The following is a 16,773-nucleotide window of genomic DNA, read 5'->3' on the forward strand; positions in this document are numbered from 1 at the left end:
TGTGGGTTCGAATTTAGGTTCGGACAGGGCGTCGTCAATGCGGATACTCCTTCCGTCCAGCAAACAAAAGGCCCGCTGGGAGGGGATCCAGCGGGCCTTTGGAAAGCATGTCTAGCCTTCAGAGGTCTGAGGGGGGATCAGACCTAGTAAGAACCTTTGTTGGCCGCGGAGGTTCCACCCGAACAAAAAAATTGCCGATGGCCGGTCGAAACCGCGGAATTCGAGCGGTGGAGGCGATTTCTTTCGCGAGACCACTCTCAGTTTGGAACTTTCCGCTCGCAACCGGGTTTGGTGGCGCGGTGGGAGGAATTGCGATTGGATTGTTTTCAGAGGCTCGAAGCGCTTGTCGACAGCGCCGGTGTCGACGATATCGAGGAAGCAACCGCTCTGCTGCGCCGGTTCAAGGGCAGGTCGCGCGAGGTCGCGGCAGCCATAGATGAGTTCATGCTCGATTTCATGACGTTGGTCTTCGTCGTCGAAAACGGCGAAGAAGGTTTCGAAAAGCCGGTCCGCAAGCTCGCTCGCACCAGGCTTTCAAAGCTTGAGCGGCTGGTGACTGTAATGGCGGAGGCAAAGCCGGCTTCCGGCGCCGGCCTATCCCTTCAGGATGGCGGCTAGCCTGGGAATGCCTTCGCTCACCGCGCGCCGGTCGGCGAGCGTGAAGGACAGCCGCAGCGTGTTGCGCCCGGTGCCGTCGGCATAAAACGCGCTGCCCGGCACGAAGGCCACCCGCGCCTCCTTGACCGCCCGCGCCAGAAGCTCGGTGGCGTCGGCCCCTTCCGGCAGCGTCACCCAGACGAACATGCCGCCTTCCGGATGGCTCCAGGTCACGCCTTCCGGCATGTGGGCTTCCAGTGCAGAGAGCAGCCCGTCGCGGCGCTCGCGATAGGCGCCGATGAGTTTTTCTACCTGGCCGTCGAACACGGCTTCGGCGACGCGATGCATCACCACCTGGTTGATCGACGGGCTGTGCAGGTCGGAGGCCTGCTTCATCAGCACCAGCTTCTCGACGATTTGGCGCGGCGCGCACACCCAACCGACCCGCATGCCCGGCGACAGGATCTTCGAGAACGAGCCGCAATAGAGCGTGCGCGCCTTGTCGATACCGCCGGACCTGATGCAGTCGAGCGCCAGGATCGGCGGCTCGCCTTCGCCGTCATAGCGCAGCGCGCGATAGGCGGCATCCTCGATGACGGCGATGTCGAGTTCGCCGGCGAGGTCGAGCACCGCCTCGCGCTGCTCACGGTTCAGCGTGTTGCCGGTCGGGTTGGCGAAATCCGGCACCAGATAGGCGAATTTGGCCTTGCCGCCATTTGCAGCCGCCGCCGCGCGATAAGCATCGGGCGTCATGTTGCCGCCGGCCGGGGTCAGGCGGTCGTAGCGAGGCTCATAGGCGTTGAAAGCCTGCAGCGCGCCCAGATAGGTCGGCCACGTCACCAGCGCGGTATCGCCCGGCGACAGGAACAGTTTGCCGAGATAATCCAGCGCCTGCTGCGAGCCGGAGGTGATGAAGATATTGGCCTCGTCACAGGCGACGCCAAGCTTGCCCATCTGCCCGGCGAGCCAGCGCCGCAACGGCAGATAGCCTTCCGAGACCTGGTACTGCAGCGCCGCACCCGCCTCGGCGCCGCCCAGCACCGAAGCATAGGCGTCGCGGATCGCCTCGGCCGGGAACAGCGCCGGGTCGGGAATGCCGCCAGCAAACGAGATGATGTCGGGCTGGTCGAGCAGCTTCAAGAGTTCGCGGATTTCCGACGCTTTCATGCGCGACGAGCGCGAAGCCAACAGATTCATAAGGGTCACGACACGCCTCCCCAGACGCTGCAATATAGGTCAACTTGGCTGACCTATATCAGTCTTTGCCGGCGCTTTGAATAGGGCTGAAAGCCGTCCGCTATGCGCCAGCCGCTGTCCGGGCGGGACGGGGCGGGAAACTACAAGGTTCTCTTATAGCCGAGATGGCTGCCGGTGAAGCCGAGGCTCTCATAGAAGCGGTGCGCGTCCGCCCGCCCCTTGTCGGTGGTTAACTGGACAAGGCTGCAGCCCCGCGCCCGGCACGCGTCGATCGCCCATTCGATCATCAGCCTGCCGACGCCCCCCGAGCGTCGGTGGCCGGCAACCCGAACCGCCTCGATCTGCCCGCGCCACGCGCCCTTGGGCGACAGGCCCGCAAGGAAAGATATCTGCAAGGTGCCGATCACCTCGCCGCCATCCACGGCCACCACCAGCAACTGATTGGGATCGGCGTTGAAAGCGTCGATATAGCCTTGTGCCAGCGGCAAGGAGGCGTCCTCGCGGCCGGCGCCAAGCGGATCGTCGGCCAGCATCGCGACGATATCAGGCAGGTCGGAGGCCTGCGCACGGCGGAAGGTGATCATTGTGTCGAGATATCGCGAGGCGGCGGCAGCGGCAAGATTTTAATACACTCCCGGCGCTGGCTAAACTTTGCCCTCATACGCTCGCTGCGCCCGCGTCACCGCCTCATCGAGCCTCGCACCCTCGGCATATCTAGCCAGGTTTTGCGGCCGCACCGTCCCAGGCAGCAGCCTCGGACACGGCTCGGCGGCGCCGACCACCATCCGCACCGGGATGACGCCGGCCCACACCGGATGCCCGTAATCCTCCTCGTCGTCGGCGACGCCCTTGGCGCGCACCTTCGACGACGCTTCTTCGATGCGCATGCCGATCACCGTCGTCGCCTTGGCCTCCTGCACCGAGATCGGCCGCAGGGTCTCGCTCCGGCCGGGGTAGAAGCGGTCGACGACGCCGGCCAGCGCCTTCAGTTTCTCTTCAGGCTCATCGATGATCCGCGCCGTGCCGAAACACATCGCCGAGCGGTAATTGGCGGAATGGTTGAAGCCCGAGCGCGCCAGCACCAGCCCGTCGAGATGCGACACCGTCAGACACGCCGGCGTGCCGCCGCGCAGATTGCGCAGCATGCGGCTGGCCGACGAGCCGTGCCAGTAGAGCATGTCGTCCTCGCGCCAGTGGATAGTCGGCGTGCAATAGGGCTGGCTGTCGAACGTATAGGCGACATGGCACAGCAGCCCGGCATCCAGCACCGCGAAGACTGCCGCATGGTCGTAGCTGCCGCGCTCGTGCAGGCGCTTGACGCGGTTGCGGCTGGTGGTCGGAAAGCTGGCTGGCGTGTCGTTCACGGCTTGCATCCTTGGTTGTTGTCTGCCAACCATGCGCCATGACATTGGTTGATAAAAGAACCAATCTGATGAAGAAAAACCAGACCAATTTTCCGGATTGGTCGGCGCTGATCCCGGTCCTGCCGGGCGACGGCCCGCGCAGCCGTGAACTATATGCGGCGCTGCGGCGGCTGATCGAGACCGGCGCGCTGGCCGCCGGGGCGAAACTGCCGACCACCCGGGATCTCGCACAGCGCTTCGGCCTGTCGCGTTCGGCGGCGGTTGCCTGTTTCGAAATCCTGATCTCGGAGGGGTTTGCGGTTGCCAAGGTCGGCGCCGGCACCTTCGTCGCGCCTGACGTGCCGCATCTGCCGACAGCACTGGTCAAGCCGCGTCCGCCGGAGATCGACGCGGCGACCTCGCTGCCTTGCGGCCTTGGCGTGGCGGTGTCGGATCCGCGCACGCTCGATATGTTTCGCATCCTGTTGTCGCGTCACCTCACCCGCCCCGGACCGGAGCATTTTCGCTATGGCGACCCGCGCGGCGGCCTGCCGCTGCGCACGGCAATTGCAACTTATCTCAGGACCGCACGCGGCGTGCGCTGCGACGCCGGCCAGATCGTGCTGACTTCGGGCACGCAGCAGGGGCTGGATCTTCTGGTGCGTGCCGCGCTCAGCCCCAGCGATGCCGTCTGGATCGAAAACCCCTGCTACCCGATGGCGCAGGCCGTGCTGGCCGGCAGCGGCGCCAGGGTTTTTGGGGTACCGGTCGACGCGGAAGGGCTCGATCCCGAGATCGGCGAAAGCCTGTGCTCCAAGGCGCGCGCGGCCTATGTCACGCCCTCGCATCAATATCCGCTCGGCGTGACGATGACGATGCGCCGCCGTCTCGCTTTGCTCGACTGGGCGCGGCGCAACGATGCCTGGATCATCGAGGACGACTACGACAGCGAGTTCCGCTATGCCGGCCCACCGCTGACCTCGCTGCAGGGCATGGACGGTTCAGGCCGTGTCGCCTATCTCGGCACCTTCTCGAAAATCCTCTTCCCCGGCCTGCGCATCGGCTATGTCGTGGTGCCCGAAGCGCTGCTCGATGCCGTGATGGCGGTCAGGGCGCGCTCCGACCGCTTCCCCTCGACGCTGGCCGAAGGCGCGCTGACCGACCTGTTGAACGAAGGCCATTTCGCCGCCCATCTCAGGCGCGTGCGCCGCCGGGTGCAAGCCGCGCGCGACGTGCTGGTCGCCGGCCTCGAGGCGCATTGCGGCGATGCCCTTGAAGTAACCGTGCCCGAACAGGGGTTGCATTTGATGGCGACGCTGAAGCGCGCCGGGCCTGACACCGCGATCGTCGAGGCAGCGAAGGCGGCGGGTGTCGGCGCCAGGGCCTTGTCCTCGATGTTCATCGGCGGGGCGCCCCGGCAAGGTCTGGTGCTGGGTTTTTCGGGATTCTTGGATGAGGAATTGATTGCCGCGACGGCGCGACTGGGTGGGGTGGTTCGGCAGCAAGCCCGGTGAGCCAACGAGAACCGCCTCATTCCTGCGCCGGCATCGAACTGTAGAACCCCTCAATCCCCATCCGCTGGCCCGGCCTTGCCGCACTGCGCCAGCACCTTGCCGATGGCCGCGCTCGACCCCTTCAGTGGAAAGCTGATCTCCCCATATTTGGCCGCACTGACGCTGACATCGCCCTTCCCGCGCAACAGGTCGAGCAGCGGATCGGCTTTCGCCAGGTTGACCACGAAGTAATTGTACATGGCCTCCAGCTGCAGCGTCCTGGTCACCGTCTTGCCGTCGGCCTTGAACGCGAACGAACCGCTGATGCCAGGTTCCAGCTGCTGGCCGGTGGCACCGAGATCGTAGCTCAGCACCGGCGTGTCGAAACAGGTGAGCATCAGATGCGCATCGCCTTTCGGCCCGCCGCAGACCGAAGCCGTCAGCACGCTGCCGCCCTCGTCTTCCTCCATCTTGGCGCTCCAGCCACCGCACGACGCGGCAAACGCCGGCTGCGCGGCCTGCAGGATCGCCAAGGCACCAGCGACGATGAGATGTGCAACTCTCATGACTCCCCCAATTGACTGCCTCCAGGGCATTTGCAGCGCCCGTCGGCAGCATATAGGAAAAGCGATCCGATGGCATTGCCCCTTGCGGCAACCAGTCCTGTTTCGCGGAGAGTTGGATTGAAAGCCTGCGTTCGCCTGTGTCTGTCCTTTGTTGCCCTGCTGGCCTTGCCGCTCATCGCTCATGCCGAGTGGAAGCCGGTCGAGAAGATCGAGCCCTACGCGATCTCGGGCCGGTCCGGCGCCGAACTCTACCGCTCGATCGGCGAGAAAGGGCCAAAGCTCGGCATTGCCCGCGCCATCGCCTACACCAATTTCAAGCTGACCTGGGGGCTAAGGGACTACAAGCCCAGGGGCAAGGACTGCGTGCTGACGGCCGGGCGGCCGAAGCTGATCGTCACCTACACCTTGCCAAAACCCTCCGGCTCCCTGCCGCCCGCCGTCCAGAAGAACTGGGAAACCTTCATCGCCGGCGTCGCCGCCCATGAGAAGGTGCATGGCGCCAGCATGGTCCAGATGGTCCACGATATCCAAGCCGCTACGGACGCCCTGACCGTCGCCGACGATCCCAAATGCAGCAAGACAAGGGCCGAGGTGGTCAAGCGGCTCGACGCGATTTCGAAGGCGCGTGTGCAGGCAAGCCGCGATTTCGACCGCGTCGAATTCGGCGATGGCGGCAATTTGCAGAAACTGGTTTTTTCGCTCGTAACCGGCCCCTGACTGGCGCAGCCTCCAATCCGAAGTTGGCGGCAGTGCTATCTCGACCGCTGGCGCTCGCGCTCTCCGCCGCTTCGCCCCAGCTCACCGCGTTTCCGCACTCGCCCGCAGCTCCGCGCGCTTCTCGTCCGATACCACTGCCAGATCCAGCACCTGCTGCAATTCGGCGGCATGGCGGAAGGACGGTTCGGCTTGCACGCCGGATCGCACTGCGTCAGTGAAACGCTGGTAGTTGGTCGGCACCGTGCCGGCGTCGAGCTCTTCCCATATAGCGTTCTCGACGTTTTCGCCGATGCAGGCCTTGAGCGTCGAACCATCGAGATTGTGCACCACTTCGATGCCCCCCTTCTCGCCATAGATGCGCAGACGCAGCTCGTTGAGATGGCCTGTTGCCCAGCGGCTGGCATGCACCACGCCGAAGGCGCCGTTGGAAAAGTCCAGCGTCATGGCGAAGCTGTCATTGGCGTCGAGCCCGTAGTCGCCGATGCGGTTGCCGGGCGCCTTGTCGAAGGCGCGCAGCCGGCAGAAGACATGGTCGATGTCGACCGCGGCGCCATAGCCGGCGAAATCGAGGATGTGGATGCCGACATCGCCAAGCACGCCATTCGAGCCGTGGCCGCGCGACAGGCGCCACAGCCATTTCGGATCGGTGCGCCAGTCGCCCCAGAATTTCGACACCAGCCAACTTTGCAGATAGGACGCCTCGACATGCCTGACCATGCCGATTTCGCCCGCCAGCACCATCTGGCGAGCCTTCTGCAGCGCGGCGACATTGCGATAGGTCAGGTTCACCATGTTGACGATGCCGGCAGCCTCGGCGGCATCGGCCATCTCGGTCGCCTTGGCGAAGTCTTCGGCCAGCGGCTTCTCGCACAGCACCGGCTTGCCGGCGGCGATCAGCGCCATGGTGGTCGGGTGATGGATGCGGTCTGGCGTGACATTGGCCACGGCGTCGAACTCGCCCCATGCCAGCGCCTCATCCAGCGCGGTAAAGCGGTTGGGAATGTCAAAGCTGTCGGCGAACTCGCCGACCCGTGCCGGATCGACATCGACCGCGCCGACAATGTCGACGCCGTCGATGGCGATGAAGCGCCGCGCATGTTCCTGCGCCATCCAGCCGGTGCCGAGTATCAAAAGCCGCATTCTTTGCTCCTTGGGGTGAGATGCCGGAATCCCCCTCCCGGTCGACGCCCTCAAATAGCGCGGATAATGCCGCCGTCGACCCGGATGTTCTGGCCGGTGATATAGCCGGCGCCTTCCGAAGCCAGGAAGGCGATGGTCGCGGCGATCTCTTCCGAGGTGCCGTAGCGCTGCATCGGCACGCTGTCGCGGCGCTCCTCGGTGGCCGGCAGGCTGTCGATCCAGCCGGGCAGCACATTGTTCATGCGCACATTGTCGGCTGCATAAGTGTTGGCGAAGATCTTGGTGTAGGCGGCAAGCCCGGCGCGGAACACGGCGGACGTCGGGAACATCGGGCTCGGCTCGACCACCCAGGCGGTCGAGATGTTGATGATGGCGCCGCCCTTCTGCTTGACCATCTGCGGCGCCACGATGCGCACCGGACGGATGACGTTCAGCAGATAGACATCCATGCCGGTGTGCCATTGCTCGTCGGTGATTTCGAGGATCGGCGCGCGCGGCCCGTGGCCGCCGCTGTTGACCAGCACGTCTATGCGGCCAAAGCGCTCCAGCGTCAGGTCGACGAGGCGCTGTAAATCTTCATTGGATTGGTTGGAGCCGGTGACGCCGAGCCCGCCCAATTCCCGGGCCAGCGCCTCGCCCTTTCCGGACGACGAAAGAATGGCGACCTTGAAGCCGTCCGCCGCCAGCCGCTTGGCCGCCGCCGCACCCATGCCGCTGCCGCCGGCCACCACCACAGCTACTTTTTCTACACTCATCGGATTTTCCTCTCAGGGTTTGCGGGCACCGCAAGCGGTGTTTTCGGGAGCTGAGCGTCGATATAGCTGGTTTTCCACACCGGTTCGAACCAGAATGCTTGAAATCAACCTGTAGAAAGACTCCTGCATGCCCGAAGCCTTCCTCAGCCTGCCGCCATTGAATGCGCTGCGCGCCTTCGAAGCCTCGGCGCGTCATCTCAACTTCCGCATCGCGGCCGAGGAGCTGAACGTCACTCAAGGGGCGGTCGCCCAGCACATTCGCGGGTTGGAAGCCGATCTCGGCACAAAGCTGTTCGAGCGGCTGCCGCGCGGCCTGGCGCTGACCGATGAGGGCCGCGCCTATGTGCCCAACATCCGCCGCGCCTTCGACCTGATCTCCGAGGCGACGCTGCTGTTGCGTCCCGAGCCGGCGCGGCTGACGGTCAGCGTGACGCCAAGCTTCGCCACCAAATGGCTGATCCCGAGGCTGCACGACTTCGTCGCGCACAACCCGCTTGTCGACCTGCGCGTTCTGGCCAGCGAGAGCCTGTCGAGCTTCCAGGCCGATGGCGTCGACATCGCGGTGCGCCAGGGCCGCCCACCCTTCGGCGCCGGTCTGGTCGTCGACCTGCTGTTTCCCCAGCAGATCATCGCCGTCTGCAGCCCGGCCTTGCTGCCGGAAGATGCTGCTGAAATCGCAGCCTCCGAAATCCAGCACCATGTGCTGCTGCACGATGCCCACAATCTGTGGCCGGAATTCATGGAGAAAGCGGTCGGCTTGAAGATGACAACCGAATTGAAACGGATGCGCTTCAACCAGACGAGCCTCGCCATCGACGCCGCCGTCGCCGGCCAGGGCATTGCGCTGGCCAGCCGCTTCCTCGTCGCCGCTGATCTCGCCACGGGCCGCCTGGTTCAGCCCGTCAGCGGCGAAATGCGCGGCACGCAGGATTTTTATGTCGTGATGCCGAGAAAGCAGCGGCACCCGGAGCCGACGCAAGCGGTGCGGCAATGGCTGCTGGATGCGGGGGAACGGCCGCCGGTCTAGATCGGCAGCAGGGCGTCGGGCTTCACATTGGCGATCGAGGCGTAGGTGTGCGTTTCCCGCACCCCGGGCAGCGGCAGGATGACCCGCTGCAAAAAATCCTGGAACATCGCCATGTCGGCGATGCGCGCCTTGACCAGATAGTCGAAGCCGCCGACCACCATGTGGCATTCGATGATCTCGGGCGCCCGCAGAACCGCCTCGGCGAAGCGGTCGAAGACATGCGGCGCCGTGTGGTCGAGCCGCACCTCGATGAAGACGAGCTGCGCCTGCCCGATCCGAGCAGGATCGAGCACCGCGCGCACGGCGCGGATGAAGCCTTCGGCGAACAGCCGCTTGACGCGCTGCGTCGCCCCGGTCGGCGACAGGCCGACCCGCCGCGCCAGATCGAGCGTCGTGCGGCGGCCGTCCTCCTGCAACAAACGCAGCAGCGAGCGGTCGATACGGTCGAGATCGTCCATTTCAGGATTCACGCTTTGTGAGCCGGGCACGCGTGATAGTCACGCCAAAATAACGAAAACAGCATATTTCATCACGCTGATAGATCGCAATACCGTTGTCGTGCAACCCATAACGAAAGCGGATTCCATGACATCAGCGATATCGACCTCCCGCAGCGCCCAGGCGAAGGGTGACACGCCCGTACTCATCCTGAGCGAGGCCGAGGTGAAAACCTGCATCGACCTGCGCCAGCTTCTCGACGTGCTCGCCGGCGGCTTCAAGGCCTTGTCCGGCGGCAAGGTGGTCAATCCGGCACGGCCGCAGCTCGACATTCCGCAGGTCGGCTATTCGCTGGCGATGTCGGCATGGATGGCAGGCATGCATCTGACGGTGAAGATCGTCAACGTCTTCGAGGGCAACGTCGCCAGAGGCATCCCCAGCCACCTCGCCACCATCCATCTGTTCGATCCGCAGACCGGCATGCCGGTCTGCGTCATGGACGGCACCTACATCACCGCCGTGCGAACCTCCGGCTCCGCCGTGCTCTCGGTGCGTGAACTCGCCCGCCGCGACGCCAAGGTCGCGACGGTGGTCGGCGCCGGTGTGCAGGCCGGCCAGCATCTCAATCTTCTGCCGCTGGTGCGCGACTTCACCGAGATCCGCGTCGTCTCGAAGGAATTCGCCGATGCGCAGGCGCTTGCCGCGCAGCATCCCGGCGTCGTCGCCGTCGCCGATATCGAGGCCGCGGTGCGTTCGTCCGACGTCGTCTGCCTGGCAACGCATTCCTATGCGCCGGTGATCTCGGCCGACTGGGTGCGGCCCGGCACTCACATCTCATCGGTCGGCGTCGCCCCGCCCGGCGGCGAACTGCCGGTCGAGCTTATCGGCAGGGCCAGCCTGTTCGTCGAGACCAGGGAGGCCTTTGCCCCGACGCCGGTCGGCTCCTGCGAACTCGCTGACCTCGATCCGCAAACCGGAACCGAGCTCGGCGACATGCTGCTCGGGCGGCGGCCGGGACGGGTTAGCGCCGATCAGGTCACCGTCTACAAGGCCATGGGCGTTGCTATGGAGGACATGGTGGCGGCCGATCTCGCCTATCGCGAGGCGGTTCGGCGGGGAATGGGGCGTGTGGTTGCGATGTAGTGGGGGCTCAATTGTCGAAGCCAGCGCCGCCCGTCAATAGGATCGTCCTTCTCCCCGTTTACAGCAGGGCTATCGCATATGGATTCTTGCGAGGAAGAACCCCCACCCTAACCCTCCCCACAAGGGGGAGGGAATGCTGCCGCGTGCCTTTAATTCTTGTTGGCGCCGAAAAGACAGGCGATTCTCTTGGGTCAGCGCCAACGGAAGTCTCCCTCCCCCTTGTGGGGAGGGTTAGGGGTGGGGGTCCGTGCCGGGCAGACATCTCAGGAATTCCATATGCGATAGCCCTGCCCTTGCGGGGAGAAGATGGCGGCAGCCAGATGAGGGGCGGCGCAGCCATCGAGAATGTTAGTCCCTACCCCTCCACCGTCTCCAGCACGCTCAGCAGCGTGCCTTCCATATCAGGCTCGTCGCCGGAGCAGACGCACAGCATCTCGGCGTCGCCCTCGCCGACCGAGAGGTAGGCATGACCCATGGTGGAATCGATGTAGACGCTGTCGCCCTGTTTCAGCCGCACCGGCGCGTACTGGTCGGTGTGCAGTTCGATCTCGCCCTTGAGCACGATCAAAAATTCCTCGCCGGCATGCCTGGTCAGCGGGCCGAATTCCTGCGGCGTGCGGGCGCGTGCATAGGCGTGGATCGGCACCATGCGCTTGCGCATCAGATCGGTGGCCAGATAGCGGTAATCGTAGTTGCGGGTCAGCTGGCGCAGCGTGTTGGACTGCGAGGTCACCGAACGCCGGGTGCGCGCGGCCGGCTGCTTGCGGTCGCCGCTGAGCAGCTCGGTGACATGGATGCCCAGCCCCTCGCATATCTGCAGCAGCTTGTCGTAGCTCAGCGACATCTGGTCGTTCTCGACCTTGGACAGCGTCGACACCGCGACGCCGGTCAGCGTGCTGACCTCCTGCAAGGTCCAGCCATGCGTTTTCCTCAAGCCGCGCAGACAATCACCGAGGTTCGGTTGCTCCGACATCGTCAGCTCCGTTGCGCGGCCCATCGAGCCGCCAGTCCACCCTAGGTAGTCCAACTCTCTGCCGCCATCAACAACACCAATAATTTTCTTATACGCTAAATATTGACTGGATACGAAATTATTTCTACCCCTAGGACATGCAGTCCAAGTCTCTCCAAAAAATCGTCGTCATCGGCGGCGGGATTGCCGGCCTTTCACTGGCGGCTGCCGTGCAGCCCTGGGCCGAGGTCACAGTGCTCGAGCGCGAGCCGCATCTCGGCTATCACGCCAGCGGCCGCTCGGCGGCGCTGTTTTCAGAAACCTATGGCAATGCACTGGTGCGGGCGCTGTCGCTGGCCAGCCGGCAGGCGATCATCGATGGCGGCTTCGCCGCCCACCGGCGCGGCGCCTTGCATGTCGGCGGTGTCGAAGACAGTGCAGCCGTCGACCGCATGGCGGCCGAGATGCAGGCGCTGGTGCCAAGCGTGCGCCGCCTGTCAGCAACAGAAGTCACCGCGCTGGTGCCGGTCATCGCCACGGCAACCACCTGCGGCGGCGTGCATGAACCCGGCGCGCTCGATGTCGACACGGGAAAGATGCTTGCTGCTTCAGCCTCCGCGCTCAAGGCCGGCGGCGGCGTGATCCGCACCGGCGAGGAAGTGCTGGAGATTTCCCGCGTCGCAAACGGCTTCAGCGTCACCACCAGTGTCGGCGCCTACCAGGCCGACATCGTCGTCGACGCCGCTGGCGCCTGGGTCGATGTCGTCGCCGGGCTGGCCGGTCTCTCCGGTCTTGGCTTCCGGCCCAAGCGCCGCACCGCCTTCCTGTTCGATCCGCCCGCCGGCACGGACATCAGCGCCTGGCCGCTGGTGGTCGATTTGCATGAACAATTCTACTTCAAGCCCGATGCCGGCAGGCTGATCGGCTCGCTGGCCGACGAGACCGATTCCGAACCCTGCGACGCCTATCCGGAAGACATCGACGTCGCCATCGCCGTCGACCGCATCGAACAGGCGACGTCGCTGCGCATCGGCCGTCCGTCGACGCCCTGGGCGGGCCTGCGCACCTTTTCGCCTGACCGCACGCCGGTCATCGGCTTCGACCCTCGCCTGCCCGGCTTCTTCTGGCTTGGCGGCCAGGGCGGCTACGGTTTCCAGGTGTCGCTGACGCTGGCGCGGCTGGGCTCAGTGCTGCTGCGCGGCCAGCCGCTGCCGGACGATCACACGGCACGCGGTATCACGTCCGCCGCGCTTGCGCCCAACCGTTTCATCACCCCGGCGGCGACGCCATGAACTTCACCGGCCTGCCCTTCCCCCAACCCGTAAAGTGTCATCAGGAGCGTTTGCGATGAAATCCGTTCTGCGCGCAGTCCTTACCTCGTCCTTGCTGACCTCGTCCGTCCTTCTTGGCGGACAGGCCTACGCCAAAACCTTGGTCTATTGCTCGGAAGCCAATCCCGAGACCTTCAACCCGGCGATCGGCACGGCGGACTCCACCATGGATGCCGCCGCCAAGACGATCTTCAACCGGCTGGTCGAGTTCAAGCCTGGCACGACCGAGGTCGGGCCGGCGCTGGCCGAAAGCTGGGAGGTCTCAGCCGAAGGCAAGATCTACACCTTCCACCTACGCCACGGCGTGAAATTCCAGTCGAACGACCACTTTACACCGTCGCGCGAGTTCAATGCCGACGACGTGCTGTACACCTTCAACCGCCAGCGCGACGCCAGCAATCCCTACCACAAGCTCGGCGGCGGCGCTTACGAGTATTTCAACGCACTGGGCATGGGCACGCTGATCGACAAGATCGACAAGGTCGACGACCACACCGTGCGCTTCACGCTGACGGCTGCCAATGTCACCTTCCTGCCCGGCATTGCGCTCGACTATCTCTCCATCCTGTCCCTGGAGCAGACCGAAAAGATGGTCGCCGCCGGCACGCCGGAACTGATCGATAGCGAGCCCGTGGGCACCGGCCCGTTCGTGCTGCAGGCCTATGTCCCCGACAGCCAGATCCGCTACGCCGCCAACAAGGATTATTGGCGCGGCGCGCCGAAGATCGACACTCTGGTCTTCGCCGTTACGCCCGAACCGACCACGCGCGTCGAGCGTCTCAAGGCCAATGAGTGCCAGGTCGCCGCCCCGCCCCCGCCAAGCGCCGTCGCCGATTTGCGCACCGATCCCGACATCACCGTGCTCGACCTCAAGGGCCAGAACATCGGCATTCTCGGCTTCAATGTCGAACATCAGCCGCTCGGCGATGTCCGCGTGCGCATGGCGCTGGCCAAGGCCGTCGACCGCAAGGCGATCGTCGACGCCGTCTATGCCGGCGCCGGCACGGTCGCCGGCAGCGTCGTGCCGCCGGCGCAGATCGGCGCCGTCACCGATGCCGGCATCGACTATGACCCGGATGGCGCGAAGGCGCTGCTGAAGGAAGCCGGCCACGAGAGCGACCTGAAAATCAGCCTGTGGGCGATGCCGGTATCGCGGCCGTACAATCCCAATGCCAAGCGCATGGCCGAGATGATCCAGGCCGACTGGGCGAAAGTCGGCGTCAAGGCCGAGATCGTCAGCTTCGAATGGGGCGAATATCTCAAGCGCACCGCGGCGGGCGAACAGGACGCCTACCTGCTCGGCGGCAGCAGCGACAATGGCGACCCCGACAACATGCTGAGCTACCTGCTTTCCTGCGACGGCGTGAAGGGCGGCTCCAACCGCTCGCGCTGGTGCGATCCGGCCTTCGAGAAGCTGCTGCAGGACGGCCGCGTCGCCGCCGATCCGAAACAGCGCGCCGACATCTATGCCAGGGCGCAAGCGATCCTGAAGGTTGAGGTGCCGGTGGCGCCGATCGCCCATTCGGTGGTGGCGATCCCGATCCGCAAGAGCGTGCTCAACTACGTGCTCGACCTCTTCGGCCGGCAGAACTTTGCCGCCGTCGATATGGCGGAGTGAAGCTTGGCGACCCTGCCCTCGGGCTCGGCCCGAGGACGCACCGACATCTATGAAACCAGCAATTTAGCGGCGAAAGCAGAATCCATGTGTGAAGACCTGAACGCCCTCCTCAAGACCTATCTCACCGATGGCGCAGTAGGCGCATCACTCGCATACTCCATTGGCGCCGCACCAACCGCCCTGACCGCCGGCCTCGCCGACCGGGAGCATGGCATTGCCGTCTCGCCTGAACGCCTGTTCAAGATCGGCAGCTGCACCAAGACCTTCGTTGCCGCGGCCCCGGCCAAGCTCGCCCAGGACGGCAAGCTCGATCTCGGAGCGCCGATCTCCGGCTGGTTTCCCTACCTGCCGGAAGCAAAAGACATTTCGGTGCGCCAGTTGATCAACCACCGCAGCGGCCTGCCGGAGTTCGAATATTACATTCCGATGGATCCGAACCGGCAATGGACGCCGCAACAGCTGGTAGACATCGCCTTCGCTTCCGACAAGCAGAAGGCGCCGGGCGGACCCGCCGTCTACAACAACACCGGCTATGTGCTGGCCGGCATGGTGATCGAGGCGGTGACAGGCCAGTCGCTGGGCGGCTATGTCAGAAATGCAGTGCTGCAGCCGCTCGGCCTCAAGAATACCTGGTCGCCGGCCACCGAGGCCTTTCCGGAAAAGTCAATGGTGCGCGGCTATTACCACCGGCCGCCGCCGGCGGCGAATGCGCCCACCGATATCGCCTCGGGCGGCGAGATGTGGCGCATGGATGGCGTGATGCCTTACTCCGATGCGCTGCAGGATTCCTCCGATTCCTTCCCGTTCGGCGCCGCTTATGGCTGCGGCGACATGGTGTCGACGCCGTCCGACATGGTGAGCTTCATGCGCGGTCTCTTTTCCGGCAGAGTGCTGTCGCCGCCGTTCTTCGCCGAGATGTTCGAACACCGCGTGCCAGCGAGTTTTCCGGGCACCCGCATGCGCGAAACCGGCGCCGGCATGTTCCAGAGCACCTACGCCAACCGCGCCTTTTACGGCCACCAGGGCAGTATCCCCGGCTACGTCGCCGTCATGCTGCATGACCCGATCTCAGAGCTGACCATCGCCATGACCAGCAATGTCGGCTCCGGCAACCGACTGTCCTTCCAGGCTAGCGGCTTGCATCCGGTGGTGGATAAGGCGATCCAGATCATTCTGGAAAACTAGCCGCGAAAGATCGCCACGGCGGCAGCGACGATCGCCGCGTTGTCCTTCGCCACAGTTCCATCGGCGAGCGTCTTGCCGTCTTCCAGCCCGACCCGCGTCGACCACCGCTTGCGATACGCAAGCCTGACGAAGGGCCAGACGGTGGCGCGACGCCGTGCAGCAGGATCGGTCGCCGCACCCCTGCGCGATCGAGCACCGTGGCGATGCCATGCGCTTCGTCGAGTGCAGCGGACAGGTCCTGGATGTCGATCTCGATCAAAATGCGCAGCACCTGGTCGTGGCCGGCAAGCGCTACGAAGCGCTCGGCATCGGCGACGACGGCAAGCCCCGTCTCGATGCCGACTCCACGCTGGCGCAGCAGTTCCATCACGGCGGGCGCATCCGGTTCGGACACGTTGACCGAGGCATAGTCGGGCAGGCCTCGCCAGCCTGCGATCGCCGTGCGGGTCCGCTCGACGTCGTCCTCGATCCAGGCGCCGGTCGACACGCCAACCAGTGTTCCCGGGCAGGTCCGGCGCACCGCCAGCACGGTGGCATCGACGGCTGCCAGGCTTTCGCGCCCGTCAGTGCCGCGCGGATGGATGTGCAGTTCGGCCGCTCCAGCGGCGACGCAGGCTGCCGCATCGCTGGCCATTGCCTCGGCAGTCAGCGGCAGCTTCGGGTGGAAATCGCGCGGACGCGCGCCGTTGATGCAGGCCTGGACGATCATCGGTCTCACCTTGCACAGGAAGTGACAGTCTAATCATGCGGCGGTGAAACCGCCAATCTCCCCCCTCGTGGGGGAGATGCCCGGCAGGGCAGAGGGAGGCGTGACAGATCGCAAGCCTCTCTGATCGTCAATCTCATCAATGCAGGCTGCGAAACAGGTCGAAAATCTGATTGTTCAGGTCGGCGGGACAGCGCCCCCTCTGTCCTGCTGGACATCTCCCCCACACGGGGGATCGGCAGCGCGCCTCCCCGCAACATTCGGCGGCATTTGAATAAAAGCCGCTTGTGGATATTTACCCGGCGTTCCCTCGTCTCCGGCAAGGTCTTCTAGGGCGGGATCATGGAGGGACCATTGACCAGCGATTTTTCAGCCGCCCGCATCCACCTCGAACGCGCCTATCATTATCTGCAAGGCAACGACGAGACGAGTCGCACGGCCTGTGAAGCGCTCGATCTGTTGATCGAAGCGGTGACGGAGGCGCAGCACAGGCGACCCGAGGCTGGAGTGCTGGAGTTTCCGCAATCAACGGCGCGGCGAACCGGATAGACTGTGGCGAGTTTCA

General features: G+C 64.7%; 17 protein-coding genes and 1 pseudogene. 9 read left to right on the top strand and 9 right to left on the bottom strand.

Translation table 11 applies throughout. The annotated features are described in order from the left end of the window. Positions 1 to 315: 315 nt before the first annotated feature. Complete coding sequence (locus NKK51_RS21740) at positions 316 to 618, top strand: hypothetical protein (RefSeq protein WP_245273301.1); 303 nt, start codon at positions 316 to 318, stop codon at positions 616 to 618. Here NKK51_RS21740 and NKK51_RS21745 read toward each other — a convergent pair. The 3 genes from NKK51_RS21745 to NKK51_RS21755 form a co-directional block, all read right to left on the bottom strand. After that, on the bottom strand, positions 595 to 1,794 hold the full coding sequence (locus NKK51_RS21745) for an aminotransferase-like domain-containing protein (protein ID WP_031213765.1): 1,200 nt from the start codon (positions 1,792 to 1,794) through the stop codon (positions 595 to 597). The two genes, NKK51_RS21740 and NKK51_RS21745, sit on opposite strands and share 24 nt — an antisense overlap. A 140-nt stretch (positions 1,795 to 1,934) precedes the next feature. After that, the gene (locus tag NKK51_RS21750; protein WP_352554527.1) at positions 1,935 to 2,378 is read right to left on the bottom strand and encodes a GNAT family N-acetyltransferase; all 444 of its coding nucleotides are present in this window, start codon (positions 2,376 to 2,378) and stop codon (positions 1,935 to 1,937) included. A gap of 60 nt (positions 2,379 to 2,438) precedes the next feature. Continuing rightward, positions 2,439 to 3,191, bottom strand: a complete 753-nt coding sequence (locus NKK51_RS21755; protein WP_352554528.1) for a pyridoxamine 5'-phosphate oxidase family protein — start codon at positions 3,189 to 3,191, stop codon at positions 2,439 to 2,441. A gap of 35 nt (positions 3,192 to 3,226) precedes the next feature. Here NKK51_RS21755 and pdxR point away from each other — a divergent pair, with 35 nt between their 5' ends. After that, positions 3,227 to 4,651, top strand: coding sequence for a MocR-like pyridoxine biosynthesis transcription factor PdxR (gene pdxR / locus NKK51_RS21760; protein WP_352554529.1), 1,425 nt, complete (start codon positions 3,227 to 3,229; stop codon positions 4,649 to 4,651). A 50-nt stretch (positions 4,652 to 4,701) separates the two neighbouring features. On the opposite strand, the gene NKK51_RS21765 is transcribed toward pdxR, so the two are convergent. Further along, positions 4,702 to 5,196, bottom strand: coding sequence for a hypothetical protein (locus NKK51_RS21765; RefSeq protein WP_352554530.1), 495 nt, complete (start codon positions 5,194 to 5,196; stop codon positions 4,702 to 4,704). Positions 5,197 to 5,313: 117 nt separating this feature from the next. Here NKK51_RS21765 and NKK51_RS21770 point away from each other — a divergent pair, with 117 nt between their 5' ends. Further along, on the top strand, positions 5,314 to 5,913 hold the full coding sequence (locus NKK51_RS21770; RefSeq protein WP_352554531.1) for a DUF922 domain-containing Zn-dependent protease: 600 nt from the start codon (positions 5,314 to 5,316) through the stop codon (positions 5,911 to 5,913). A gap of 81 nt (positions 5,914 to 5,994) precedes the next feature. Here NKK51_RS21770 and NKK51_RS21775 read toward each other — a convergent pair whose 3' ends face one another. Both NKK51_RS21775 and NKK51_RS21780 read right to left on the bottom strand, forming a co-directional pair. Beyond that, complete coding sequence (locus NKK51_RS21775) at positions 5,995 to 7,053, bottom strand: Gfo/Idh/MocA family protein (protein ID WP_352554532.1); 1,059 nt, start codon at positions 7,051 to 7,053, stop codon at positions 5,995 to 5,997. Between the two features lie 50 nt (positions 7,054 to 7,103). Continuing rightward, the gene (locus NKK51_RS21780) at positions 7,104 to 7,808 is read right to left on the bottom strand and encodes an SDR family oxidoreductase (protein ID WP_352554533.1); all 705 of its coding nucleotides are present in this window, start codon (positions 7,806 to 7,808) and stop codon (positions 7,104 to 7,106) included. A gap of 127 nt (positions 7,809 to 7,935) precedes the next feature. On the opposite strand from NKK51_RS21780, the gene gcvA reads away from it, so the two are divergent. Then, positions 7,936 to 8,835 carry a transcriptional regulator GcvA gene (gene gcvA / locus NKK51_RS21785; RefSeq protein WP_352554534.1) on the top strand — a complete coding sequence of 300 codons (900 nt, stop codon included), beginning with the start codon at positions 7,936 to 7,938 and terminating at the stop codon, positions 8,833 to 8,835. Here gcvA and NKK51_RS21790 read toward each other — a convergent pair. Further along, positions 8,832 to 9,293, bottom strand: coding sequence for an Lrp/AsnC ligand binding domain-containing protein (locus NKK51_RS21790; protein WP_023813853.1), 462 nt, complete (start codon positions 9,291 to 9,293; stop codon positions 8,832 to 8,834). The genes gcvA and NKK51_RS21790 overlap by 4 nt on opposite strands. A gap of 127 nt (positions 9,294 to 9,420) precedes the next feature. Here NKK51_RS21790 and NKK51_RS21795 point away from each other — a divergent pair, with 127 nt between their 5' ends. Next, on the top strand, positions 9,421 to 10,416 hold the full coding sequence (locus tag NKK51_RS21795) for an ornithine cyclodeaminase family protein (RefSeq protein ID WP_023813854.1): 996 nt from the start codon (positions 9,421 to 9,423) through the stop codon (positions 10,414 to 10,416). Positions 10,417 to 10,771: 355 nt separating this feature from the next. Here the strand turns inward: NKK51_RS21795 and NKK51_RS21800 are convergent, their stop codons facing one another. Further along, positions 10,772 to 11,389, bottom strand: coding sequence for a helix-turn-helix domain-containing protein (locus tag NKK51_RS21800; protein WP_352554535.1), 618 nt, complete (start codon positions 11,387 to 11,389; stop codon positions 10,772 to 10,774). A gap of 137 nt (positions 11,390 to 11,526) precedes the next feature. Between NKK51_RS21800 and NKK51_RS21805 the strand changes: the two genes are divergently transcribed. The 3 genes from NKK51_RS21805 (at position 11,527) to NKK51_RS21815 (ending at position 15,502) form a co-directional block, all read left to right on the top strand. Continuing rightward, positions 11,527 to 12,660 carry an NAD(P)/FAD-dependent oxidoreductase gene (locus NKK51_RS21805; protein WP_352554536.1) on the top strand — a complete coding sequence of 378 codons (1,134 nt, stop codon included), beginning with the start codon at positions 11,527 to 11,529 and terminating at the stop codon, positions 12,658 to 12,660. Between the two features lie 55 nt (positions 12,661 to 12,715). Then, a complete protein-coding gene (locus tag NKK51_RS21810; protein ID WP_352554537.1) occupies positions 12,716 to 14,317 on the top strand; it encodes an ABC transporter substrate-binding protein in 1,602 nt (533 codons plus the stop codon). 84 nt (positions 14,318 to 14,401) lie between these two features. Beyond that, entirely contained in the window at positions 14,402 to 15,502 is a 1,101-nt protein-coding gene (locus NKK51_RS21815; protein WP_352554538.1) for a serine hydrolase domain-containing protein, read from the top strand. Here NKK51_RS21815 and NKK51_RS21820 read toward each other — a convergent pair. Then, positions 15,499 to 16,211 (bottom strand): annotated as a pseudogene (locus tag NKK51_RS21820) (3-keto-5-aminohexanoate cleavage protein). The gene NKK51_RS21815 and the pseudogene NKK51_RS21820 sit on opposite strands and share 4 nt — an antisense overlap. A gap of 351 nt (positions 16,212 to 16,562) precedes the next feature. Here NKK51_RS21820 and NKK51_RS21825 point away from each other — a divergent pair. Then, positions 16,563 to 16,757 carry a hypothetical protein gene (locus NKK51_RS21825; RefSeq protein ID WP_023813860.1) on the top strand — a complete coding sequence of 65 codons (195 nt, stop codon included), beginning with the start codon at positions 16,563 to 16,565 and terminating at the stop codon, positions 16,755 to 16,757. The last annotated feature ends 16 nt before the right edge of the window (positions 16,758 to 16,773 follow it).

The sequence above is a fragment of the Mesorhizobium sp. M0011 genome (assembly GCF_040324155.1).
Lineage (GTDB): Bacteria > Pseudomonadota > Alphaproteobacteria > Rhizobiales > Rhizobiaceae > Mesorhizobium.